The organism is Marinactinospora endophytica (assembly GCF_054780875.1).
Genome location: NZ_BAAGVM010000001.1, coordinates 717,620 through 740,459 on the forward strand (window position 1 = coordinate 717,620; position 22,840 = coordinate 740,459).

The 22,840-nt window shown below is 70.1% G+C and carries 19 protein-coding genes and 1 tRNA gene; 14 read left to right on the forward strand and 6 right to left on the reverse strand.

What is annotated here, in order from left to right; translation table 11 throughout:
- Window positions 1–41: 41 nt before the first annotated feature.
- The 3 genes from ACYVHU_RS03190 to ACYVHU_RS03200 form a co-directional block, all read right to left on the reverse strand.
- Entirely contained in the window at window positions 42–986 is a 945-nt protein-coding gene (locus ACYVHU_RS03190; RefSeq protein WP_078759885.1) for a DUF1266 domain-containing protein, read from the reverse strand.
- A gap of 218 nt (window positions 987–1,204) precedes the next feature.
- Complete coding sequence (locus ACYVHU_RS03195) at window positions 1,205–1,984, reverse strand: hypothetical protein (RefSeq protein ID WP_078759884.1); 780 nt, start codon at window positions 1,982–1,984, stop codon at window positions 1,205–1,207.
- A gap of 109 nt (window positions 1,985–2,093) precedes the next feature.
- A tRNA-Leu gene (locus ACYVHU_RS03200) sits at window positions 2,094–2,177 on the reverse strand.
- Between the two features lie 120 nt (window positions 2,178–2,297).
- On the opposite strand from ACYVHU_RS03200, the gene ACYVHU_RS03205 reads away from it, so the two are divergent.
- The 5 genes from ACYVHU_RS03205 (at window position 2,298) to ACYVHU_RS03225 (ending at window position 7,237) form a co-directional block, all read left to right on the forward strand.
- A complete protein-coding gene (locus ACYVHU_RS03205) occupies window positions 2,298–2,894 on the forward strand; it encodes an ANTAR domain-containing response regulator (protein WP_078759883.1) in 597 nt (198 codons plus the stop codon).
- 254 nt (window positions 2,895–3,148) lie between these two features.
- Window positions 3,149–4,534, forward strand: coding sequence for a branched-chain amino acid ABC transporter permease (locus ACYVHU_RS03210; protein ID WP_200813482.1), 1,386 nt, complete (start codon window positions 3,149–3,151; stop codon window positions 4,532–4,534).
- A gap of 9 nt (window positions 4,535–4,543) precedes the next feature.
- Window positions 4,544–5,530 (forward strand): branched-chain amino acid ABC transporter permease, encoded by a 987-nt coding sequence (locus ACYVHU_RS03215; RefSeq protein WP_078759881.1) that lies wholly within the window; start codon window positions 4,544–4,546, stop codon window positions 5,528–5,530.
- Entirely contained in the window at window positions 5,520–6,401 is an 882-nt protein-coding gene (locus ACYVHU_RS03220; RefSeq protein WP_394330022.1) for an ABC transporter ATP-binding protein, read from the forward strand. Before ACYVHU_RS03215 ends, ACYVHU_RS03220 begins: the two co-directional genes overlap by 11 nt.
- Window positions 6,398–7,237 carry an ABC transporter ATP-binding protein gene (locus ACYVHU_RS03225; protein WP_078759880.1) on the forward strand — a complete coding sequence of 280 codons (840 nt, stop codon included), beginning with the start codon at window positions 6,398–6,400 and terminating at the stop codon, window positions 7,235–7,237. The genes ACYVHU_RS03220 and ACYVHU_RS03225 overlap by 4 nt, the downstream gene beginning before the upstream one ends.
- Before the next feature lie 304 nt (window positions 7,238–7,541).
- Here the strand turns inward: ACYVHU_RS03225 and ACYVHU_RS03230 are convergent, their stop codons facing one another.
- The 3 genes from ACYVHU_RS03230 to ACYVHU_RS03240 form a co-directional block, all read right to left on the reverse strand.
- Complete coding sequence (locus ACYVHU_RS03230) at window positions 7,542–8,783, reverse strand: ABC transporter substrate-binding protein (RefSeq protein ID WP_498947430.1); 1,242 nt, start codon at window positions 8,781–8,783, stop codon at window positions 7,542–7,544.
- 351 nt (window positions 8,784–9,134) lie between these two features.
- Window positions 9,135–9,941 (reverse strand): DUF554 domain-containing protein, encoded by an 807-nt coding sequence (locus ACYVHU_RS03235; RefSeq protein WP_498947431.1) that lies wholly within the window; start codon window positions 9,939–9,941, stop codon window positions 9,135–9,137.
- A gap of 69 nt (window positions 9,942–10,010) precedes the next feature.
- Window positions 10,011–10,436 carry a PaaI family thioesterase gene (locus ACYVHU_RS03240; protein WP_078759876.1) on the reverse strand — a complete coding sequence of 142 codons (426 nt, stop codon included), beginning with the start codon at window positions 10,434–10,436 and terminating at the stop codon, window positions 10,011–10,013.
- A gap of 153 nt (window positions 10,437–10,589) precedes the next feature.
- Here ACYVHU_RS03240 and polA point away from each other — a divergent pair, with 153 nt between their 5' ends.
- From polA to ACYVHU_RS03285, 9 genes are all read left to right on the forward strand, one after another.
- Window positions 10,590–13,361 (forward strand): DNA polymerase I, encoded by a 2,772-nt coding sequence (polA, locus tag ACYVHU_RS03245; protein ID WP_078759875.1) that lies wholly within the window; start codon window positions 10,590–10,592, stop codon window positions 13,359–13,361.
- A gap of 38 nt (window positions 13,362–13,399) precedes the next feature.
- Window positions 13,400–13,816, forward strand: coding sequence for an alternative ribosome rescue aminoacyl-tRNA hydrolase ArfB (gene arfB, locus ACYVHU_RS03250; RefSeq protein WP_078759874.1), 417 nt, complete (start codon window positions 13,400–13,402; stop codon window positions 13,814–13,816).
- 381 nt (window positions 13,817–14,197) lie between these two features.
- On the forward strand, window positions 14,198–15,679 hold the full coding sequence (gene rpsA / locus ACYVHU_RS03255; RefSeq protein WP_078759873.1) for a 30S ribosomal protein S1: 1,482 nt from the start codon (window positions 14,198–14,200) through the stop codon (window positions 15,677–15,679).
- A 122-nt stretch (window positions 15,680–15,801) separates the two neighbouring features.
- Window positions 15,802–16,329: a GNAT family N-acetyltransferase gene (locus tag ACYVHU_RS03260; RefSeq protein WP_078759872.1), complete on the forward strand. Its 528-nt coding sequence runs from the start codon at window positions 15,802–15,804 to the stop codon at window positions 16,327–16,329.
- A gap of 9 nt (window positions 16,330–16,338) precedes the next feature.
- The gene (coaE, locus tag ACYVHU_RS03265) at window positions 16,339–16,938 is read left to right on the forward strand and encodes a dephospho-CoA kinase (RefSeq protein ID WP_200813481.1); all 600 of its coding nucleotides are present in this window, start codon (window positions 16,339–16,341) and stop codon (window positions 16,936–16,938) included.
- 309 nt (window positions 16,939–17,247) lie between these two features.
- The gene (locus tag ACYVHU_RS03270) at window positions 17,248–18,501 is read left to right on the forward strand and encodes an ArsB/NhaD family transporter (RefSeq protein WP_235000655.1); all 1,254 of its coding nucleotides are present in this window, start codon (window positions 17,248–17,250) and stop codon (window positions 18,499–18,501) included.
- Between the two features lie 103 nt (window positions 18,502–18,604).
- A complete protein-coding gene (gene uvrB, locus ACYVHU_RS03275) occupies window positions 18,605–20,698 on the forward strand; it encodes an excinuclease ABC subunit UvrB (RefSeq protein WP_078759870.1) in 2,094 nt (697 codons plus the stop codon).
- A 169-nt stretch (window positions 20,699–20,867) separates the two neighbouring features.
- On the forward strand, window positions 20,868–21,353 hold the full coding sequence (locus ACYVHU_RS03280; protein WP_498947432.1) for a DUF3060 domain-containing protein: 486 nt from the start codon (window positions 20,868–20,870) through the stop codon (window positions 21,351–21,353).
- 283 nt (window positions 21,354–21,636) lie between these two features.
- Window positions 21,637–22,632: a GNAT family N-acetyltransferase gene (locus ACYVHU_RS03285; protein ID WP_078759868.1), complete on the forward strand. Its 996-nt coding sequence runs from the start codon at window positions 21,637–21,639 to the stop codon at window positions 22,630–22,632.
- The last annotated feature ends 208 nt before the right edge of the window (window positions 22,633–22,840 follow it).

The window sequence follows — 22,840 nt, forward strand, 5'->3', positions numbered from 1 at the left end:
ACGGGGAGCCGTCCCCGTTGTGGCGGAGGCGCCGCGCCGGTTCACTGCGGCTGGGCGTTGGGGACGTTGTGGTCGTTGGGCACCCGCTCCAGCGGCATGTCCCAGGGCAGCATGTTCCACGGGCTCGCCGGATCGGTGGTCAACAGGCCCAGCGCCGTCCAGACCCGGTCGCAGTCAGCCTCCTCAAAACCGCCCCCCTGCCACAGCAGGTAGCCGCCGTGGAACGCCTCGGCCAGTTGCCGCCAGCTCGCGTAGCGACGCTGCAGGTCCGAGGCGACCCGACGCAGCAGGCTCTGGGTCTCGACCGGACTCAACCAGTCGAGCGTGGCACCGCCACAGGCCAGCCTGACCAGGTGGACCGACTTCCACCACTGGTAGGCGCTGATGACCACGGTCTGCGTGGAGTCGTCGGCGCCGGTGACCTCGCGCATCCGCTCCACCTGCTCGGGGGTCAGCGAGATCGTGCGCTCCGGACGCCGGCCCTCGGGGTCGCGGCTGCGCGCCGTCGCGGCGCGGAAGTCCACGATCAGGTCCGGGCTGTGCCCGGTGTGCAGCTCCTCCCACAACCGTTCCACCGCCGCCAACAGCGACTCCCGGTCGACCACGCCCCATTCCAGCTCGAAGATCTTGCGGTAGCGGCGCCGCAGCTGGGGACGGACCACGACGTCCCAGGGCTCGGCCAACGCGACCCGAAACGGTGCGGCGACCGCGGCGGCCCACCGTTCCGTGCTCAGGGGGGCGTCGGGGTCCTTGGTGCGCAGCGTGGGGGCCTCGCGCGTGCCCACCACCAGTTCGGTGAAGGTGCCCGCCCCCAGGGCCACGATCGGGAGCAGGGCCCAAACGGGGAGGTCGAAGGCGACGAGAGCGACGATGAGGAGGGCCACCGGCGCGAGATACCAGGGTTGGCGGCGTCGGGAGGCCCACGCGACCACGACCCAGGCGATGATGACCAAACCACCCAGGACGCCGGTCACCGCGGTGAACACCAGCCACTCCCTTCGAACGGGTGGGCGGCGGACGGGAAGAGTCGCGCCGCAGACCCCTTGACGACTCCCGCTTTCCAGGATCGGGGACCACGACCTCCCCTGGCGACCGAACCTGCGTGTTGTGCTCAGGTTGTAGCCGGGATGTGACCGCATCCGGCCGCGCGTCATTTACAGAACGCCACAAAAGGCGTATTAGGGCCGGAAAAGGTGGTGGCGGCTCAGTGTTTCGGCCCCACGAACTCGTCCAGGCGGGCCACCGAGGCCCGCTTGGCGACGGAGATCATGCCGACGCTCCCCTCGGTGACGGGGCGGCTCTGGCGCCAGTCGACTCCCAGGGAGTCGAGACTGCGTCCCAGGAGACCGAGGATGTCCTGGGAGGCGTTGGAGAAGAGGTAGCGAGGATATTCGTACCGTCTGACCGACCCCTGGACCCGCCTCTTCGTGGAGTTGGTCGCGCGACACCCGTCCGAGTGGAACAGGCCCCGGACGAACTGGTCCAGACGCCGGTCGACGGCCTCGCGCTGCCACGGGGCCAGCCGGATCGGGCGGCGGTGCTTGGGGCCCGGGCCGTGCTGGGGGAACAGGCAGGGCCAGTGGCTGGACGTGGACTTGACCTCGGTGCATCCGCTCCGCCGGACCCGAAAGACCGATACGGGAAGCACCGCGCCCATGGCCTCGGCGCAGAGCCCTATGAGCCCCGGCCAGTCGTCGCAACAGGTGATCGACAGGCCATAGACGCTTCGGACCGGGGTGATGTGACCGTCCCCCAGGTAGAGCCCCAGGAGATAGGGATAGGCGGAGGAAAGGGGTCTGCCGTGGCAACGTGGACAGTAGGCGTCCCCGGTCGGGTCCCTGCGGAGGGGGGCGGCCCTGCTGGTGCCACGGCGCCAGTTCCCGATGGTGCTTCTGGGGACTCCCAGGAGCGTCGAGACGACCTGATCGGAGAACCCCTGGCGGGTGAGACGGCGGGTCTCGTCGACCAGTTCACGCGGGTGCATGGGACCAGCATCGAGGGTGCAGAAGCCGGAGGAGGGGACTTTCCGCGACGGTGTGGGTACAGAAGTGAAGAAGAGCACCCTGAGGGTGCTCTTCTTGTCCCGTGATGCGTGCCGGAAGTGGGACTCGAACCCACAAGCCCTTTCAGGCAGAGGTGTTTGAGACCTCCGTGTCTGCCTATTCCACCATTCCGGCCTTTTGTGCAAGAGGACATGTATGAGTGGTATGTCCGCTTCACTTGATCGAAGTCGCCTGTCGCGCCTGGACGGGGGAGGCGATCCGACGTCCGCAAGTCTACACGTTCTCGGTAGGCTCATGCGCGTGACGCAGACGCAGAGCCGCGTGGTGATCGCGGAAGACGAGGCCCTGATCCGACTGGACCTCAAGGAGATGCTTGAGGAGGACGGCTATGCCGTCGTGGGTGAGGCGGGGGACGGGGAGACCGCCATCCGGCTGGCCACCGAGCTCAAACCCGATCTCGTCATCCTCGACATCAAGATGCCGGTGCTCGACGGGATCTCGGCGGCCGAGCGGATCGCGGCGGAGCGCATCGCGCCCGTCGTCATCCTGACGGCCTTCTCCCAGCGCGAGCTCGTCGAGCGGGCGCGCGACGCCGGGGCAATGGCCTACCTGGTCAAACCGTTCAGCAAGGCTGATCTCGTTCCGGCCATCGAGATGGCGGTCAGCCGCTACGCCGAGCTCACCGCCCTGGAGGCCGAGGTGAGCGGGCTGACCGAGCGCCTGGAGACGCGCAAGCTCGTCGAACGCGCCAAGGGGCTCCTGCAGAGCCGGCACGGGTTGAGCGAGCCGGAGGCGTTCCGCTGGATTCAGAAGAACTCCATGGACCGCCGGCTGACCATGCGCAAGGTCGCCGAGACCGTCATCGAGACGTTGGAGGGTCGGCAGGGGTAACGCCGTCACCCGTCTTCGTCAAGGGGCCCGTCGCGTGTGCGGCGGGCCCTTCGTCGTCTCTCGCCCCGACGATCACCGCGGATCTCGCTCCGGTCACGGTTGTGAACGAAGCCGTGACGTTTGGATCACGCACCTTAAGCAGTGCTGAATAAATAGGCTAAATCGGGCTAAACTCGCGCCACCCATGGCAATCGACCAGCTCCGGATATTTCGTCTCGGAGTTGTACATGACTGAAATGCGCTAAGGAGCGCGCGTGCGCAGACGCCTCGTGACTGTGCTGCTCGCCGTGATCACCGCCATCCTGGTGATCCCGGCCGGAGCGGTGGCAGACGACCAGGGCGGGGAGACGCTGAACGGTCAGATCCGCAAGCCCGAGACCGTCGAGGGAATCGACATCACGGTCTACCAGGGCTCGGAGGAGATCGGAACGGCGACGACCGGCCCCGACGGAGAGTGGGAAGTGGAGGTGCCCGGACCGGGCGCCTACCGCGTCGTCCTGGACCAAGAGTCCGTACCCGACGAGTACGTCGTCTCGGAAAGGCCGGGTCCCGAACACGATGAGGTCCAAGTCCGCGAAGGACAGCAACGGACCGTGATCTTCAACCTCGCGCGGCCGGGCGAGGAGGAGGGGGGCTCCTCCGCCTCCCCCAGCGAGCCCGCCCAGGAGGCCGCCGAGGAGGAACCGGCGCAGGGGGAGGGGACACCCGAGGGGGTCACCACCGCCCCCGGGGTGAGCTCCGCCACCCCGTTCGGGACGAAGGTCGTGCAGCTGACGGTCGCGGGCATCAGCTTCGGCCTGGTCATCGCGATCTCGGCGATCGGCCTGTCCCTGATCTTCGGCACCACCCGCATGATCAACTTCGCCCACGGTGACATGGTCACCTTCGGCGCGATGATGGCGCTGCTGTTCAGCACGGGTGCCACCTTCAACGACGTCCCCCTCGTGGTGGCGGCGCTCATCGCGGTCGTGCTGGGCGCGCTGTTGGGCATCGGCCTGGAACGGTTCCTGTGGCGTCCGCTGCGCCGGCGCAACGTGGCCCTGATCCAGATGTTCATCGTCTCGATCGGCGTCGCGCTGATCCTGCGCCACCTGCTGCTGGTCGGCTTCGGGGGCAACCGCGAACGCTATGACGAGTACCAGCTTCAGGAGATGATCCGGCTGGGTCCGGTGGGGGTCACGCCCCGCGAGCTGACGATCATCTGCCTGTCGGTCCTGGTTCTCGTGGCGGTCGCGGCGATGTTGCAGTTCACCCGTATCGGCAAGGCCATGCGGGCGGTGGCCGACAACCGGGACCTGGCGGAGTCGTCGGGGATCGACGTGGACCGGGTCACCCTCTACGTGTGGGGTCTGGGCGGCGGGCTGTCCGCGCTGGGCGGCGTCTTCTACGGCCTGAGCCAGTCGGTGTACTGGCAGATGGGTTTCCACCTGCTCCTGCTGATGTTCGCCGCGGTGATCCTGGGCGGACTGGGCACCGCCTACGGGGCCATGGTGGGTGGTCTGGTCATCGGCCTGGTCGCGCAGTTGTCGACGCTGTGGTTCCCCTCGGAACTCATGAACGCCTGGGCGCTGGCGATCATGATCGTCGTGTTGTTGGTCCGGCCGCAGGGCATCCTGGGCCGTCGCGAGCGGGTGGGCTAGGAGACGCACGTGGACTTCATGTACATCCTCTCCAGCGCATTCGAAACGGCGATCGGTCCGATCGCCGCGATCTACGCGCTCGCCGCGATCGGGCTGAACCTGCACTTCGGCTACACCGGTCTGCTCAACTTCGGTCAGGTCGGGTTCATGCTGGTCGGCGCCTACGGTGTCGCGGTCAGCGTGACGACCTTCGGGCTGCCCCTGTGGGCGGGGTTCGCCGTCAGCGTGGCCTGCGCCGTGGTGCTGGCCCTGCTGCTGGGCATCCCGACGCTGCGCCTGCGCGCCGACTACCTGTCGATCTGCACGATCGCGGTGGCCGAGGTGGCGCGGCTGCTCTACCGGGCGAGTTTCGCCCAGGAGGTCACCGGCGGTGTCTACGGCCTCCAGCGCTTCGCCGGCGACTTCTACGACGCGAACCCGTTCCCGCCGGGCGACTACGGGGTGGGCGACATCTCCTTCTCGGCCCGCGACCTTTGGCTGATGACGGTGTTGTGGGGCCTGGTCGCCCTGGCCTGCCTGGTCATGTGGCTGCTGATCCACAGTCCGTGGGGCCGGGTCATCAAGGGCATCCGCGAGGACGAGGAGGCGGTGCGCAGCCTCGGCAAGAACGTCTTCGTCTACAAGATGCAGAGCCTGGTGCTGGGCGGCGTGTTCGGGGCGTTGGCCGGCGCGATGATCGCGATCAACCAGCAGACGATCACCCCCGACCAGTTCATGCCGCAGGTGACGTTCTACCTGTGGGCGATGCTGCTGCTGGGCGGCGCGGGCCGCACGCTCGGTCCGGTTCTGGGCGCGGTCGTCATGTGGTTCCTGCTCACCGTCTTCGACGAGCTGCTGCGTTCGCTGTCCTCCACCGGGATCCTGCCGTTCCTGCAGGGCTCCGACGTCGGCGCGCTGCGCCACGCGATGGTGGGCCTGACGTTGTTGCTGCTGATCGTCTACCGGCCGCAGGGAATCATCGGTAACCGCAAGGAGATGCTGGTCAATGTCAAGTGACCCGACCCCGGTGGACCGGATGGCGGGCGTCGCCCCGGAGCCGGGGGTGACCAAGCCCGACCCCATCCTCACGGTGGACGGCGTGCGCCGTTCCTTCGGCGGGCTCACCGCGGTGGACGTGGAGCACCTGGAGGTCCAGCGCGGCACGATCACCGCGCTGATCGGCCCCAACGGTGCCGGCAAGTCGACGCTGTTCAACCTGCTGACCGGGTTCGACCGGGTGGACGCGGGGGAGTGGTCGTTCGAGGGGCGTCGCCTCAACCGGCTGGGCGGCCACCAGGTGGCCCGGACCGGGATGGTGCGCACCTTCCAGCTGACCAAGGCCCTGACCCGGTTGACGGTGATGGACAACATGCTGCTGGCGGCGCCCGGCCAGACGGGTGAGCGCATGTGGGGGGCGTTCGCGCGCGGTCTGTGGGGCCGTCAGGAACGCGCCAACGCCGAGCGCGCCGAGGCGCTGCTGGAGCGCTTCAAGCTGCTGGCCAAGAAGGACGAGATGGCGGGCAGTCTCTCGGGCGGTCAGCGCAAGCTGTTGGAGATGGCGCGTTCCCTGATGGTGAACCCGTCGATGGTGATGCTGGACGAGCCGATGGCGGGGGTCAACCCCGCGCTGGTCCAGTCGTTGCTCGGCCACATCACGGCGTTGCGCGACGAGGGCATGACGGTGCTGTTCGTCGAGCACGACATGGACGTGATCATGGGCATCAGCGACTGGATCGTGGTGCTGGCCCAGGGCAGGGTGATCGCCGAGGGCCGACCGGCCGACATCCGGGCCAACAAGGAGGTGGTGGACGCCTACCTGGGCACCCACCACGAGGAGCCGTCGGACACGGCGGTGCCCGCGGCGGCAGAGCCGGAGGAGGACCGATGAGCGGGAACCCGGAGCAGGAACGCCCCTCGGGTGTCGAGGCCGCCGTGGAGGCCCAGCACGTCCGCGAGGAGGTGCTGGAGCGGGCCGGGACGGCGCCGGCGGGGGACCCGCGCGACCACCTGGTCTTCGCCGACGAGCTGGTGGCCGGGTACGTGCCCGAGGTGAACATCCTCAACGGCTGCACCCTGACCCTGGACGAGGGCGAGGTCGTGGGGATCATCGGCCCCAACGGCGCGGGCAAGTCGACGTTGATCAAGACGATCTTCGGGCTGATCCCGGTGCGCTCGGGCGGGCTGTCGCTGAGGGGGGAGAGCATCGCCAACCTCGCGGCGCACGAACTGGTGTCGCGTGGGGTGGGCTACGTTCCGCAGACGCAGAACGTGTTCCCGACGTTGACCGTCGAGGAGAACCTCCAGATGGGGGCCTACCTGCGTCCCAAGTCGTTCGCCGCGCGTTTCGACGCGGTGGCCGAGCTGTTCCCGCTGCTGGCGCAGCGGCGGCGGCAGAAGGCGGGCGCGCTGTCGGGCGGTGAGCGCCAGATGGTGGCGATGGGACGGGCGCTGATGATGGAGCCGTCGGTGCTGCTGTTGGACGAGCCGACGGCCGGGCTGTCGCCGATCTACCAGGAGGAGGTGTTCCAGCGGGTCAAGCAGATCAACGCCACCGGTGTCTCGGTGATCATGGTCGAGCAGAACGCGCGGCGGTGCCTGCAGATCTGCGACCGCGGCTACGTGCTGGACCAGGGCCGCAACGCCTACACCGGGACGGGGCGGGAGCTGCTGGAGGACCCCAACGTGGTGGAGCTGTACCTGGGGACGTTGGCGAAGTCGGCCTGACGGAGCGGCCGTCCGGTCTCGCGGTTCGCGGGGGCGCGGGGCGGCTGTTGACGCAGGAGGGCGCCCGGCCGGGAATCCGGCCGGGCGCCCTTCGTGTCGGGACCGGTCCCGACACGAAGGGCGGCGGCGTCAGAGGGGATGCCGCCGCCCTAGGGAGGGGGCGGCGGTGGTGCCGGGCGGCGGTGCGGCCCCGCGGGCCGGGCGCGGGCGCTCGGGGAGGCGGGGGCTTCGGGGGCGGCCGGAGACGACGTGCGCCCCGGGCCGGGGCCCGGGGCGCAGGTGGGGGATGGTGCGGGGTGGGACGTTACGGCTTGGACTCGACGTATTCGAGGGCCTGGTGGGTGCCCTCTTCGTCGAAGCCGTAGATCATGAACGAGGCGACGGTGACGTCACCGTTCTCGTCGAAGTCCAGGGGGCCGCTGGCGCCCTGGTAGTCGATGCTCTGGCCCTCGGCGAGCAGGTCGCGGCACTCGGCGAAGCCCGAGCACTGCGTGTCGCCCTGCGTGACGGCGGTCATCTGCTCGACGAACACCGTCGGGTCGGTGCTCTCGGCCGCCTCGGCGGCCAGGGCGATCACGATGGCGCAGTCGTAGACCTGCGGCGCGTACTGGAACACCTCGAGCTCGGAGTCGAACTCGGTCAGGGCGGTGGTGAACTGCTCGTTGTCGACGCCGGGGGCGGTGCCCTGGAATCCGGCGATCGCCCCGGGGTCGTCGGCGTTGACCAGTTCGCCCAGGCCCTCGTTGTTGAGGCCGTCGGCGCTGTACATCTGCTCGGGGCTGAAGCCCTCTTCGATGAGGCCGGTGATGATCTGGACGCCCTCCTCGAAGGAGACCAGGACGGCCGCGTCGGCGCCGGAACCGGCGACCTGCTGCACCACCGAGGTGAAGTTGGTCGAGTTGGGGTCGTAGCCCTCGTTGAGGACGACCTCGGCGCCGTTCTCCTCCAGCGCGGTGGCGGTGGCCTCGGCGAGGCCCTGGCCGTAGTCGTCGGCGCGGTAGACGACGGCGACGCTCTGGTGGCCGTCGTCGACGACCTTCTGGCCGAGGATGGGGCCCTGGAGCAGGTCGCTGGGGGCGGTGCGGAAGTAGTAGCCGCCGTCCTCGTAGGTGCTGAGGTCGGGGGAGGTGTTGGAGCCGGAGCACTGGACGACCTCGGCGCCGGTGATCCGGTCGATGACCGCCATCGTCATGCCCGAGGCCGCCGCGCCGAGGACGGCGTCGACGTCCTGGCCGAGCAGGCGGTCCGCGGCGTCGTTGGCCTGGGCGGCGTCGTTGGCCTCGTCGCCGGTCAGGATCTCGGGGACCTCCTGACCGAGCACGCCGCCGGCCTCGTTGATCTCGTGCAGCGCGTACTTGGCGGCGCTGATCTGGGGCGGGCCGAGGTGGGAGAGGTCGCCCGTCTCGGGGAAGATGTACCCGAACTGTAGCGCGTCGGCTTCTCCGCCTTCGCCGCCGCCGCTCTCTCCGCCGCCGCCACACGCACTCAGTCCGAGGGCCAGGGCCGCGACCGCAGCCGTGAGGCCGAGGGCCTTCTTGCTTGGCATTCAGGTCTCTCCGTTTCAACCGGCGTTCCACGCGCTTGGTCAGCACGCGCTCCGGAGCGGAAGATCGGGGGTCGGTCCCGCTTAACCCGGAGCATTAGCGGAGCTTAAGCAGAGTTGTCCTACTTCGGGAAGATGCTCCGTCGGCTCGGTGCCAATTTTGATTCATGCTGTTATGTCCCCGTAGTCATTCGAGGTGCTGGAAAAGGAAATAGTGGCTTATTCGCACGTTCTGTGGTTGGGAAATCACGTGAAGTGGTGAAACGTGGGCATAACTCCACCGCCCGTCGAATCGATGTGGCGGGCGGTGATGTTAAGGCGGACTGCAGAACCGGGTGAGGGTTCCGGCGCGGCTCAGAAGGCGGCGACGACGGCGGTGAGCAGCGGCGCGACGAACAGCGCGGGCAGCATGTCGGCCACCGGCAGCGACCGGATGCGCAACAGCCGCAGCGCCACCCCGACCAGGAGCAACCCCCCGGTCGCGGTGAGCGCGCTGATGTGGGAGTCGGGCAGGAAGCCCCCGAGGAACACCCCCAACAGGGTGAACGCCCCCTGGTAGAGCAGGACCGGTCCGGCCGACGCTATGACCCCCACTCCCAGCGCGGCGGCGAAGGCGACCGCGGCGAACCCGTCCAGCGCCGCCTTCAACACGAGCTGGTCGATGCCGTTGCCCAGACCGTCGCTGATGGCTCCCAGGATCGCCAACGGTCCGATGAGGAAGACGAGGGAGGAGCTGACGAAGCCCTCGACGAAGCGGTCCTGGCCCGTGGCCGCGGGAGGGGGAGTCTCCTGCGTCGCGTCGGGACCGCCGCTGTGGCCCGCCACGGCCGCGGCGGACACGGGACGGCGGCTCAGCCGGCGGCGAAGGAATTCGCCCAGCCGTTCCAGCCGCGCCTCCAGCCGCAGCAGCGACCCCACGAACCCGCCCACGAGCAGGGAGCCCAAGACGATGAGCGTGGGGGCGGAGGAGCCCACCACGGCGACGAACTCCCCGTCCAGCACGCTCGCCGCGTTCAGCGCCGCGATGAGCAGGACCACCAGGCCCAGCGCGTCGGTGACGACGTCGCGGGTGCGCTGGGGCAGCCGGCCTCCCAGGGCCATGCCCAGCGCGGCGCCGACGACGATCGCCGCGACGTTGATGAGTGTGCCCAGGCCCGGCATCGATGGTCCCCCTCGCAGGTCGGTGGTCGGTGTGGGCGGCCGCGGGCGCGGTGGCCGCCCACGCGCGGGTCAGGCGCCCGGGGCGTCGCGCAGCATGCAGGTCAACCGCGAGGTGCACACGCGCCTGCCGTCGTCGTCGGTGATCTCGATGTCCCAGGTGGCCAGGGTGCGGCCCAGGTGGACCGGGGTGGCCACGCCGGTGATGTGCCCCTCGGTCGCGCTGCGGTGGTGGGTGGCGTTGATCTCGATTCCCACGGCGATGCGGCCCTCGCCCGCGTGGATCGCCGATCCGAGCGACCCCAGTGTCTCGGCCAGGACGCAGGAGGCGCCTCCGTGCAGCAGCCCGTAGGGCTGGGTGTTGCCCTTGACCGGCATGCGCCCGACCACGCGCTGGGCCGAGGCCTGTGAGATCTCCAGTCCCATGCGTGTTCCCAGGTCACCCCCGACCTGGCTGCTCCCCGTGAGCTCGGCCAGGCGTGCGGCGTCCAGCGTCATTGTGCACCTTCCCCTCGGGTCCTGTGTGCTCGCCGTCGCGCGGTGGGCGCGGCGCCGCCCACGCGCGGCGGTGGTGGTCGCCCGTACGGGGACGGGGCCGCGGGGTGGCGGAGTGCAGCGAAAAAGTCCGCACCGCATCCTAGGATTCCTCCTGTGGTGAAGACACAGGCGACCCCCGAGCAGTCCGGTTCCCCCTCGGCGCGGAAGGAGGGGAGCGGTGTGCCACGGTTGTTGTTGCTCGACGGCCACTCCATGGCCTTCCGCGCCTTCTTCGCGCTGCCGGTGGACAAGTTCGCCACCAGCACGGGGCAGTCCACCAACGCCGTCTACGGCTTCACCTCGATGCTGATCAAGCTGTTGCGTGACGAGCGGCCCACCCACGTCGCGGTGGCCTGGGACCGTTCCGAGCCGACCTTCCGGCACGAGGTCTACGACGCCTACAAGGCGGGCCGCGCCGAGACCCCGCCGGAGTTCCCTGGCCAGGTGGCGCTGCTCCAGGAACTGCTCGGGCTGATGGGGGTGGCCAGTCTCTCGGTCGCCGGGTTCGAGGCCGACGACCTCATCGCCACGCTGGCGGTCGAGGGGGGCGCCAAGGGGATGGAGGTCCTGATCGCCTCCGGCGACCGCGACGCCTTCCAGCTCGTCACCGACACCTGCACGGTGCTGTACCCGGGCAAGAGCCTGTCGGACCTGACCCGCATGACGCCCTCGGCGGTCGAGACCAAGTACGGCGTCTCCCCGCAGCGCTACCGCGACCTCGCGGCGCTGGTCGGTGAGAAGTCCGACAACCTGCCGGGGGTGCCCGGGGTGGGCCCCAAGACCGCGGCCAAGTGGATCGCCAAGTACGGTTCGCTCGACGACCTCATCGCCCGCGCCGACGAGATCACCGGCAAGGCCGGGCAGAGCTTCCGGGACCATCTCGACGATGTTCTGCGCAACCAGCGGCTCAACGCCCTGTCCACCGACGTCGAGATCGGCGTGCCCGTCGAGGAGCTGACGATGGGCGCCTGGGACCGTCCGGGCATCAACACGCTGTTCGACACCCTGGAGTTCGCCGGCACGCTGCGCGAACGTCTCTTCTCCGTCCTCGGCGAGGAGGACGCGGCCGGCTCCGGGGAGGGCTCCCCGGCCTCCGACGAGGGCTTCGAGGTCGAGTTGGTCTCTCCGGTCGCGGGGGAGCTGGGGGCCTGGCTGGAGCGCCACGCCGGCCCCGACGGGCGATGCGGCCTGGCCGTCACGGGGTCCTGGGGGCGCGGCACCGGCGAGATCACCGGTCTGGCCATCGCCACGCCCGCGGGGACCGCCGTCCACGTCGATCCCGCCGGCCTGGACGCGGCCGACGAGTCCGCGCTCGCCGCGTGGCTGGCCGACCCCGACCGGACCAAGGCCGTGCACGACGCCAAGGGCCCCATGTTGGCCCTGGCCGCGCACGGCTGGGACCTCGCCGGTCTCACCGCCGACACCGCCCTGGCCGCCTATCTCGCGCTGCCCGGCCAGCGCAACGTCGGCCTGGGCGACCTGTGCCTGCGCTACCTCAACCGTGAACTGTCCCCCCAGGAGGAGGGCGGGCGGCAGCTCGCGCTGGACATCGACGGCGGGGGGGACGCGGCCGAGGCCCTGCGCCGGGACCTCGCGTTGCGCGCCCGGGCCACGCTGGAGCTCGCCGACGCCCTCGACGCCGACCTGGAGCGGCGTGGCGCCACCCGTCTGCTGCGCGAGGTGGAACTGCCGTTGGTGCGCGTGCTGGCGGCCATGGAGCGCACCGGGATCGCGGCCGACCGCGCCTATCTCGACGAACTCGAGGCCGAGTTCGCTGCGGCGGTGCGCCAGGCGGTCCAGGAGGCCCACCGCGTGGTGGGCCGCGAGTTCAACCTGGGGTCGCCCAAGCAGCTCCAGCAGATCCTGTTCACCGAGCTCGACCTGCCCAAGACCAAGCGGATCAAGACCGGCTACACCACCGACGCCGACGCGCTGGCCTGGCTGGCCACCCGCACCGACAACGAGCTGCCGGTCATCCTGCTGCGCCACCGCGACCAGACCAAGCTGCGCACCACGGTCGAGGGCCTGATCAAGACGATCGCCGACGACGGGCGCATCCACACCACCTTCAACCAGATGATCGCCGCCACGGGCCGGCTCAGCTCGACCGATCCCAACCTCCAGAACATCCCGGTGCGCACCGACGCCGGGCGGCGGATCCGCCGGGCCTTCGTCGTGGGCGAGGGCTATGAGCACCTGCTCACCGCCGACTACAGCCAGATCGAGCTGCGCATCATGGCGCACCTGTCGGGCGACGAGTCGCTGATCGAGGCGTTCGAGACCGGCCACGACTTCCACAGCGAGATCGCCGCCCGGGTCTTCGGGGTCCCGGCCGGTCAGGTCGGAGGCGAGGAGCGCGCCCGGATCAAGGCCATGAACTACGGTCTGGCCTACGGGCTGAGCGCCTTCGGGCTGTCCCAGCAGCTGGGGACCACCCCCGAGGAGGCCCGCCGCCTCATGGACGACTACTTCGCCCAGTTCGGCCGGGTCCGCGACTACCTGCACGAGGTGGTGGAGCAGGCCCGCCGCGCGGGCTACACCGAGACCATGCTGGGCCGGCGCCGCTACCTGCCCGACCTCACCAGCGACAACCGCCAGCGCCGGGAGATGGCCGAGCGGATGGCGCTCAACGCCCCGATCCAGGGGTCAGCCGCCGACATCATCAAGGTCGCGATGCTCGACGTCGACGCGGCGCTGCGCGAGGGGGGGTTCTCCTCCCGGCTGCTGCTGCAGGTCCACGACGAACTCGTCCTCGAGGTGGTCGCGGACGAACTCGACGCGGTGCGTAAATTGGTGTCGGAGAACATGGCGAACGCCTATGATCTGCGGGTGCCGCTGGCGGTCTCCGTCGGTGTCGGGCCCAACTGGCACGACGCCGCGCACTGACCCGGCGGCCCGGCCGATGCGACGGGGAGGCGAGGACGATGGCGGCCCGTGTCCGCGTGGTCGTGCCCGAGGAGGAGCTGAACTGGCGTTTCTCCCGGTCCAGCGGGCCGGGAGGACAGCACGTCAACACCTCGGCCACCCGGGTCTCGCTCTCCCTGGACCTCACCTCGACGACCGCGCTCTCCCCGACCCAGCGTGAACGCGCGCTGGAGCGGTTGGCCGGCCGGCTCGTGGACGGGGTGGTGACGGTCACGGTGCAGGACTCCCGCTCACAGGCGCGCAATCGCGAGCTCGCGGTCGCGCGCCTGGCGGAGCTGTTGGGCGAGGCGGCCGCTCCGCCCGCGCGTCCGCGACGCGGCACCCGCCCCTCGCGTGCCGCCAAGGAGCGTCGGCTCGACGCCAAACGCCGTCGTTCTCAGGTGAAACGGTCCCGTTCGCGGCGATTCGACGACTGAATCGTCTGCCCTGTCCAGCTTCCTGTGATAAAGAGTGAGGCTGGGAGAACCGTAAAATGTGACGATAAAGACATAGACCTGTTTAGGGGACGCGCTTCCGATTGACCAGGGCGCTCTCGTCTCATATTCTGGCCGGAGCGTTGTGGATTCGCATGCGCTACTCGTCCCCGGGGGACGCTCCGGATGGGCTGGCTTGCTCGCCCCTCCGGTACGGCTCCCGGAAACGGTGGCGCGGCGGTCGGTCGGTGGTCGAGGCCGATGGAGATAGGGCGCCCAGGCGCCGTTGACCCGCCGTTCGGTCGTGGTGCCGAGCCGAGCCGTTGCGGATCCAGGACGTCAACGAACTTTCAATCCATGTCCGTATCCGGAGTCCACCCACACATGACGAGCAGCACCGAGGCCACCTCGACACCGAAGGTAGCGGTCAACGACATCGGGTCCGAGGAAGCCTTCCTCGCGGCGATCGACGAGACCATCAAGTACTTCAACGACGGTGACATTGTCGAAGGCACCATCGTGAAGGTCGATCGAGACGAGGTCTTGCTCGACATCGGTTACAAGACCGAGGGCGTCATCCCCTCGCGTGAGCTGTCGATCAAGCACGACGTCGACCCCAGCGAGGTCGTGGCCGTCGGCGACCACGTCGAGGCCCTGGTCCTCCAGAAGGAGGACAAGGAAGGCCGCCTGATCCTCTCCAAGAAGCGCGCCCAGTACGAGCGCGCCTGGGGCACGATCGAGAAGATCAAGGAAGAGGACGGCGTCGTCACCGGCACCGTCATCGAGGTCGTCAAGGGTGGTCTCATCCTCGACATCGGCCTGCGCGGCTTCCTGCCGGCTTCCCTGGTCGAGATGCGTCGCGTGCGTGACCTCCAGCCCTACGTGGGCCGCGAGCTCGAGGCCAAGATCATCGAGCTGGACAAGAACCGCAACAACGTGGTCCTGTCCCGTCGCGCCTGGCTGGAGCAGACCCAGTCCGAGGTCCGCCAGACCTTCCTCAACACCCTTCAGAAGGGTCAGATCCGCAAGGGCGTCGTCTCTTCGATCGTCAACTTCGGCGCGTTCGTCGACCTCGGCGGCGTCGACGGTCTGGTGCACGTCTCCGAGCTGTCCTGGAAGCACATCGACCACCCGAGCGAGGTCGTCGAGGTCGGCCAGGAGGTCACGGTCGAGGTCCTCGACGTCGACATGGAGCGCGAGCGCGTCTCCCTGTCGCTCAAGGCGACCCAGGAAGACCCGTGGCAGCAGTTCGCCCGCACCCACCAGATCGGACAGGTCGTCCCGGGTAAGGTCACCAAGCTGGTGCCGTTCGGTGCGTTCGTCCGCGTCGAGGAGGGCATCGAGGGCCTGGTCCACATCTCCGAGCTGGCCGAGCGCCACGTCGAGATCCCCGAGCAGGTCGTCCAGGTCGGCACCGAGATCTTCGTCAAGATCATCGACATCGACCTCGACCGTCGCCGGATCAGCCTGTCCCTCAAGCAGGCCAACGAGAGCGTCGCCCCGGACCAGACCGAGTTCGACCCGACGCTGTACGGCATGGCCGCCGAGTACGACGAGCAGGGGAACTACAAGTACCCCGAGGGCTTCGACCCCGAGACCGGCGACTGGATGGAGGGCTTCGAGGCCCAGCGCGACGAGTGGGAGCGCCAGTACGCCCAGGCGCAGGCCCGCTTCGAGGCGCACCGCAAGCAGGTCGAGGAGGCCCGCGCGGCCGAGGCCGAGGCCGAGGCCGGCGTCCCGTCGCAGTACGAGAGCGAGGCGGACACCTCCGGCTCCTCCACCAGCTCCTCCTCCGGTGGCGCCCTCGCCTCCGACGAGGCGCTGGCCGCGCTGCGCGAGAAGCTGGCCGGCGGCAGCGACAGCTGATCACGTTCCCGGACTCCGGGATCGCGAATCACCGAGGGCCGCTCCCCGTACGGGGAGCGGCCCTCCGCTATGGTCGGGACCGATCGGGCGGTGCGGACCGCCCGCCCCTTCGAGGAGCCGGCATGAGCCTCCCGACCGACATCGCCCCCGATATCACCATCGGCCCGGCCGAAGCCGAGGACGTGGGGGAGATCTGGACGCTCCAGCTCGCCGCCTACGTTTTCGAGGCGCAGGCGTGCGGCGATCCCTGTATCCCCCCGCTCACCGAGACCGTCCCCCAGATCCGCTCCGCCATGGACCAGGGGGCGCTGCTGCTCAAGGCGACCCGGGGCGGCCGGATCGTCGGCGCCGCGCGCGGCAGGTCCGCCGGCCGCACCTTCCTCATCGGCAGGCTCGCGGTGGCCCCCGACCAACGCCGCCGCGGGCTGGGGCGGACCCTGGCCGGCGCCATCGAGCGGTACGCGCTGGAGCGCCACCCCGGCCTGTCGGCCTTCGCCCTGACCACGACCCACACCGGTGACGCGGGGCTGCGCCTGTACCGCGGGCTGGGATACCAGGAGACGACGCGTGAGCGCATCGCCGGGCACCTGACGATGGTGCATCTCCGCAAGGAGGTCCCCGGGCGGGTTCCCATCGCCGGCACCCCGTAGGCTCGGCCCATGCTGCGCGTGGGACTCACCGGGGGAATCGGCTCGGGTAAGAGCGAGGTGGCGCGACGCCTCGCCGAGCGTGGTGCCGTCGTCATCGACGCGGACCGGATCGCCCGGGAGGTCGTCGAACCCGGTACCGACGGGCTGGCCGAGGTCGTGGCCGAGTTCGGGGAGGGGGTGCTCACCCCCGAGGGCCGCCTGGACCGGCCCCGTCTCGGCGAGATCGTCTTCGCCGACGAGGACAGGCTCGCCCGCCTCAACGCGATCGTGCACCCCAGGGTCGCCGCGCGCACCGAGGAGCTCATGGCGGCCGCTCCACGGGACGCGGTCGTCGTCTACGACGTGCCCCTCCTGGTGGAGAACGGGCTGGCCGACCTCTACGACGTGGTGGTCGTCGTGGATGCCCCGGTGGAGACCCGGATCGAGCGGGTCGTCACCAACCGCGGCATGCCCGAGGAACAGGCGCGCGCCCGGGTACGGGCCCAGGCCTCTCGCGAGCAGCGTCTGGCAGTCGCCGACCTGGTGATTGACAACTCCGGCGGCGTCGCCGAGCTGGAGGAGCGTGTCGCCCGCGTCTGGGAGGAGCTGCGGCGCCGGGCCGAGACCTGATCGGGCGCGGGGCGCCCTCGCGTAGGACCGCCGGCGCTCTCCGCCCTTCCGCGCCGACCGTCGGACAGCCCACCACGCCGTTCACGCGAACGCCGCCACCGCCCAGCGGGGACAGGAGGCGGGACAGCGGGCCGCGTGACCGTGGGCCGCCCCCAGCGGGTTCCGCGCGTGGGAGCGGGGCCGGTCGTGGTGGCGCCGGACCCGGACCACCGGGAGGAAGACGGGGACGGGCGTGGCCCTTCGTCGGGGCCGGGCGAGAGAGCCGCGGCGAACCGACGGGAGGAAATCCGACATGTCATCATGGCGGCCGTGTCCTCCTCACCCCCGTCCCCTCCGCTTCCCGATCCCTCCCCCACAACGGGGGAGGGGCGCCCCGCCCGGCCGTCGGGGTGGCGCCGGTTCGGCGTGCTCGACCTGGTCCGCCTCGGCCTGTTGGTCCTGGGGCTGCTGTTCGTGCTGACCGGCGTGCTGCCGACCGCCGTCGCCGTCGACAGCGTCGCCCGGGTCTCCCCCCTGCTGCTGTTCCTGACGGCCGTCATCGTCCTGGCGGAACTGGCGAGACGCGACGGGCTCTTCGACGTGATCGCCACCCGCGTCGCGATCCTCGGCCGGGGGAACTACGCGCTGCTGTTCGCCCTGTGCCTGGCCTTCGCGTCGCTGACCACCGCCCTGTTCAACCTGGACACCACCGCGGTGCTGCTCACCCCCGTTCTGCTGGCCCTGGCGGCCAGGGCCGGGATCGCCGCGCTGCCGTTGGCGATGACGACCGTGTGGACGGCCAACACCGCGAGCCTGCTGCTTCCGGTGTCCAATCTGACCAACCTGCTCGCCATGGACCGCGCCGGCCTGTCCACCCACGAGTTCGCGGCGCGGATGTGGGCGCCGCAACTCGCGGCGATCGCGGTGACGGCGCTGTTCCTGTGGTTCGGCTACTGGCGACGTGGCGCGCGCGGCGCGCGGCGTTACGAGGTTCCATCCCCGACCCCGGTGGGGGACCGGCCGCTGTTGTGGGCCGCGGCGACGGCCTGCCTGCTGTTCGCGGTGGGGGTGCTGGCGGGTGCCCCCGTCGAGCTCGTCGCGACGGTCGCAGCGGCGTTGCTCGTCGTGGCGCACGTCCTGCGCGACCGCGCGGCCCTGACTTCGACCCTGATCCCCTGGAGGCTCCTGGTCTTTGTGACCGGGCTCTTCCTCGTCGTCCCGGCGCTCAACGAGCTCGGGCTGGCCGCGCTCCTGGCGCCGTTCGCGGGCGAGGGGGCCGGGTCGGCCCTGCGCGTCGCCGCGGTGGGGGCCGCGCTGGGCAACCTGGTCAACAACCTGCCGGCCTACACCGCCGTGGAGGCGGTGCTTCCGGCGGGGGAGCCGGGCCTGGTGCTGGCGCTGCTGATCGGCACCAACGTCGGTGTCCTGGTGACGCCGTGGGCGTCGCTGGCGACCCTGCTGTGGCTGGAGTCGTGCCGCAGGCACGGGGTGCGGATCGCGCCGGTGAGGTTCGCGCTCCTGGGCGGGGGGCTCGCGGTGGTGGCGACGGGGGCGGCCGTGGCCGCGCTGCCGGCGGGCGGTTGATCCCGGGCGGCGGGGAATCGGTACGCGCCGGGCCGTGTTGTCACCACCCGGCTATACGGTGGGAACGAGGCCGGGAATCCGAGTCAGGGGGAGTTGAGGCGACGTGCGTCCGGTGAGCGACATCCAGCGCAAGGTGGCGCCCTTCCAGGTGGTCTCGGAGATGACCCCGGCGGGCGACCAGCCCGCGGCCATCGCCGAGCTGTCCCGCAGGGTCCAGGCCGGCGACACCGACACCGTCCTGCTGGGGGCGACCGGTACCGGTAAGACCGCGACGGTGGCCTGGCTCGTGGAACAGGTGCAGCGTCCCACCCTGGTGATGCAGCCGAACAAGACGCTGGCCGCCCAGTTCGCCAACGAGCTCCGGGAGATGCTGCCCAACAACGCGGTCGAGTACTTCGTCTCCTACTACGACTACTACCAGCCCGAGGCCTACGTCCCGCAGACCGACACCTACATCGAGAAGGACTCCTCGATCAACGAGGAGGTGGAGCGGCTGCGCCACTCGGCGACGAACTCGCTGCTGACCCGGCGCGACACGATCGTGGTGGCCTCGGTGTCGTGCATCTACGGCCTGGGCACCCCGCAGGAGTACGTCGACCGGATGACCACGCTCAAGGTCGGCATGGAGATCGACCGCGACCAGTTGCTGCGCAAGCTCGTCGAGATGCAGTACGCCCGCAACGACGTGGCCTTCACCCGCGGCACCTTCCGGGTCCGGGGCGACACCATCGAGATCATCCCGGTCTACGAGGAGCTCGCGGTGCGGATCGAGATGTTCGGCGATGAGATCGAGCGTCTCATGACGCTGCACCCGCTCACCGGTGAGGTCCTGGGCGAGGACGACGAGTACTACATCTTCCCGGCCTCGCACTATGTCGCCGGCCCCGAGCGGATGGAACGCGCCATCGCCGCGATCGAGGCCGAGCTCGCCGGACGCCTGGCCGAGCTGGAGCGGGACGGCAAGCTCCTGGAGGCGCAGCGGCTGCGCATGCGCACCACCTACGACATCGAGATGATGCGCCAGGTCGGCACCTGCTCGGGGATCGAGAACTACTCGCGGCACTTCGACGACCGCGAGCCCGGCAGCCCGCCGAACACGCTGCTGGACTACTTCCCCGAGGACTTCCTCCTCGTCGTCGACGAGTCGCACGTGACCGTCCCCCAGATCGGCGGCATGTACGAGGGCGACGCCTCCCGCAAGCGCACGCTCGTCGACCACGGTTTCCGGCTGCCCTCCGCGCTGGACAACCGGCCGCTGAAATGGGACGAGTTCGTCGAGCGCATCGGCCAGACCGTCTACCTCTCCGCCACCCCCGGCCCCTACGAGCTGGGGCGCAGCGGGGGCGACGTCGTCGAACAGGTCATCCGCCCCACCGGGTTGGTCGACCCCGAGGTCAAGGTCAAGCCCACCGAGGGGCAGATCGACGACCTGGTGCACGAGATCCGCGAGCGCGCCGAGCGCGACGAGCGGGTGCTGGTCACCACGCTGACCAAGAAGATGGCCGAGGATCTCACCGACTACCTCACCGACCTGGGGATCCGGGTGCGCTACCTGCACAGCGAGGTCGACACCCTGCGCCGGGTGGAGCTGCTGCGCGAGCTGCGCATCGGCGAGTACGACGTGCTGGTCGGCATCAACCTGTTGCGCGAGGGCCTGGACCTGCCCGAGGTGTCGCTGGTGGCGATCCTGGACGCCGACAAGGAGGGCTTCCTGCGCTCGGAGACCTCGCTGATCCAGACGATCGGCCGGGCCGCGCGCAATGTCGCCGGTCAGGTGCACATGTACGCCGACCAGGTGACCGAGTCGATGCGCAGGGCGATCGATGAGACCAACCGGCGCCGGGCCAAGCAGCTCGCCTACAACGCCGAGCACGGGATCGACCCGCAGCCGTTGCGGAAGAAGATCGCCGACATCCTCGACTCGCTGGCGCGCGAGGACGCCGACACCGCGTCGCTGATCGGGGGGCGCCAGGAGCGGGCCGGCCGCGCACCGGTGCCCGTCCTGGGCGCAGAGGGCCAGACCAGGGACGTCTCGGCGCTGCCGCGCAACGAGCTGGCCGATCTCATCGACCAGCTCAGCGCCCAGATGCACCAGGCGGCGGCCGACCTCCAGTTCGAGGTGGCGGCACGGCTGCGCGACGAGGTCAAGGAGCTCAAGCGCGAGCTGCGCGGGATGGACGCGGCCGGCGTCTCCTGAGGCGCGGCAGGGCCGCCGCGCCGCCGGGGTGTGGCGGGCGGCGCGGGGGCGTGTTCCCGCGGGGTGAGCGGGTTGTGGCCGCCCTGGGGGAACCCTTCGGGCCGCTGTCACGTCCTAGAGGGCGGAGCACCGGTGGCTGCACCGGTGGGGACGAAGGGGAGAGTGCAACATGCGGCGCCGGATCGCGACGGTGGTGGGTGCGACGGCCCTCCTGGCCCTGTTCGGGGCTGGGTGTGGGGTGTCGGTGTCGGAGGAGGGCGTCTCGGTCTCCGGGGAGAACGGCGAGGTCACGCTCCGGGAGGACGGGGTCTCGGTCTCCGGTGACGAGGGTGGCGGCGTGTCGGTGGGCGAGGAGGGTGGTCTGTCGGTGAGCGACGGCCAGACCCTGACGATCGCCTCCGACGGCCAGAACACCACCGAGGACTGCGCGGGACGCGACGTGAGCGTCGTGGCCAGTGGGGCCGTGGTCACGCTCAACGGCCAGTGCGGGTCGGTGTCGGTCACCGGCAACGAGAACGAGGTCCACGTGGGCATCGCCGACTCCGTGCGCATGACCGGGGCGGAGAACACCGTCCACTACGCCTCGGGCGAGCCCGAGGTGACGAACACGGGAATCAACAACACCGCCGCTCAGGGGGGTGACGCGACTCCCTGAGTCCGGGGGCGTCCGTTCGACCGGCGGCCCGGGGGAGCCCCTCCGGGCCGCCGGTTCGTCATGAGGCCGGAGGCCCATCCGGGTTCCCGCAGAAGAAATTGCACGGCGACAATTTCAAAACAAAGTCGGAAAGTTCGAGGTTTGTCTCTACGATCGACGGGCCGAGGCGGTAGCGTCTCCTGTCGTATCCGAGAAGCGACGGACCGTGATCGACACGGAAGTGCCGGTAGCGTAGCGCCGGCGTGTGACCGCCAGGGGCGCGTGTGCGGTCAGGGAGGGATAGATGAGTGGTTATGTCGCGCGCGTGCGACATGACGATCCGCCCGACGGCAGTGCGGAGTTCGATCTGCTGGTGGGATCGGTCGCCAAGCGCTGGTCGGCAGTCGACCCGTTGCTACCGAGGCCGTCCCTGCCACGGCTGACGACCTATCCGCTGTTGACGGTCAGCGACGAGGAAGGGCGCCCGGTCGCCACCGGGACGATGCGCTATTCGTGGTATCAGCCCGGCGAGGTGGGGCGCACCTGGGGCATGCCCGACCAGCACTGGCTGACTCCGGTCGTGGGTGGTCCCGACCCCGAGGGGGCCCTCGACTCGCTGCTGACGAGTTGGCGCGATCAGCTGGAGGAGCTTCCCAGCGGGACGGGGTCGGAGTCGGCCGCGCTCCTGTCCTGGCCGGCCCGGGACATCTGCGGGGTGCGCCCGTTGCAGCGCCACGGGCTCCAGCCGTTCACGGTGCTCGCCGTACGCCAGCGGCGCAGGGGCGTGCCGCCCTCGCTGCCGCCGCGCGACGTGACGATCCGGCTCGCGGACTTCCACGACCTGGCCGCCGTGGTCGGCCTGCTCATGGAGGAGCACCGCTACGGCGAGCACTTCGGCGGTGTCTTCATCCAGCCGGAGACCGCGGAGCAGACCCGCCGCGTGGTGGCGCGGGCGCTGAGCCGGCCGCCGTCGTGGATCTGGCTGGCCGAACGGCGGGGACGTCCGGTCGGGCTGGTGTGGGTGTCGCCGCCCGAGCGCGCTCGCTGGGTGGCGCCGTTGGTGTCGACCGGACCCGCGGCCTACGTCGGCTACGGGGTGGTGGCCGACGAGGAGCGCGGCCAGGGGATCGGCACCGCGCTGGTGGACCAGGCGCACCAGGCGTTGGACACCCACGGCGTCGGGGCCACCCTGCTCAACTACGCGGTGATGAACCCCCTGTCGGGTCCGTTCTGGAGCCGTATGGGGTACCGCCCGCTGTGGACCACCTGGGAGGTCCGTCCAGCGCTCGCGCTGCGCTGAGAGCGGGCCGGGAGCGGCCGGGCGGGGCGTCACAGCACCCAATCCGGATCTACGCCGTAAAAGTGGAGTGGATGATAACCATTCCATGAACCTCGCACAGCGGACCAGCGGCGATTCATCCTGACATCACCGCCACACCGAGGCCCCTCTGGCGGTCGACCCGACCCGCGGGTTACCGTCGGCGCGTGCTCCGCCCCGGAGCGTCGTG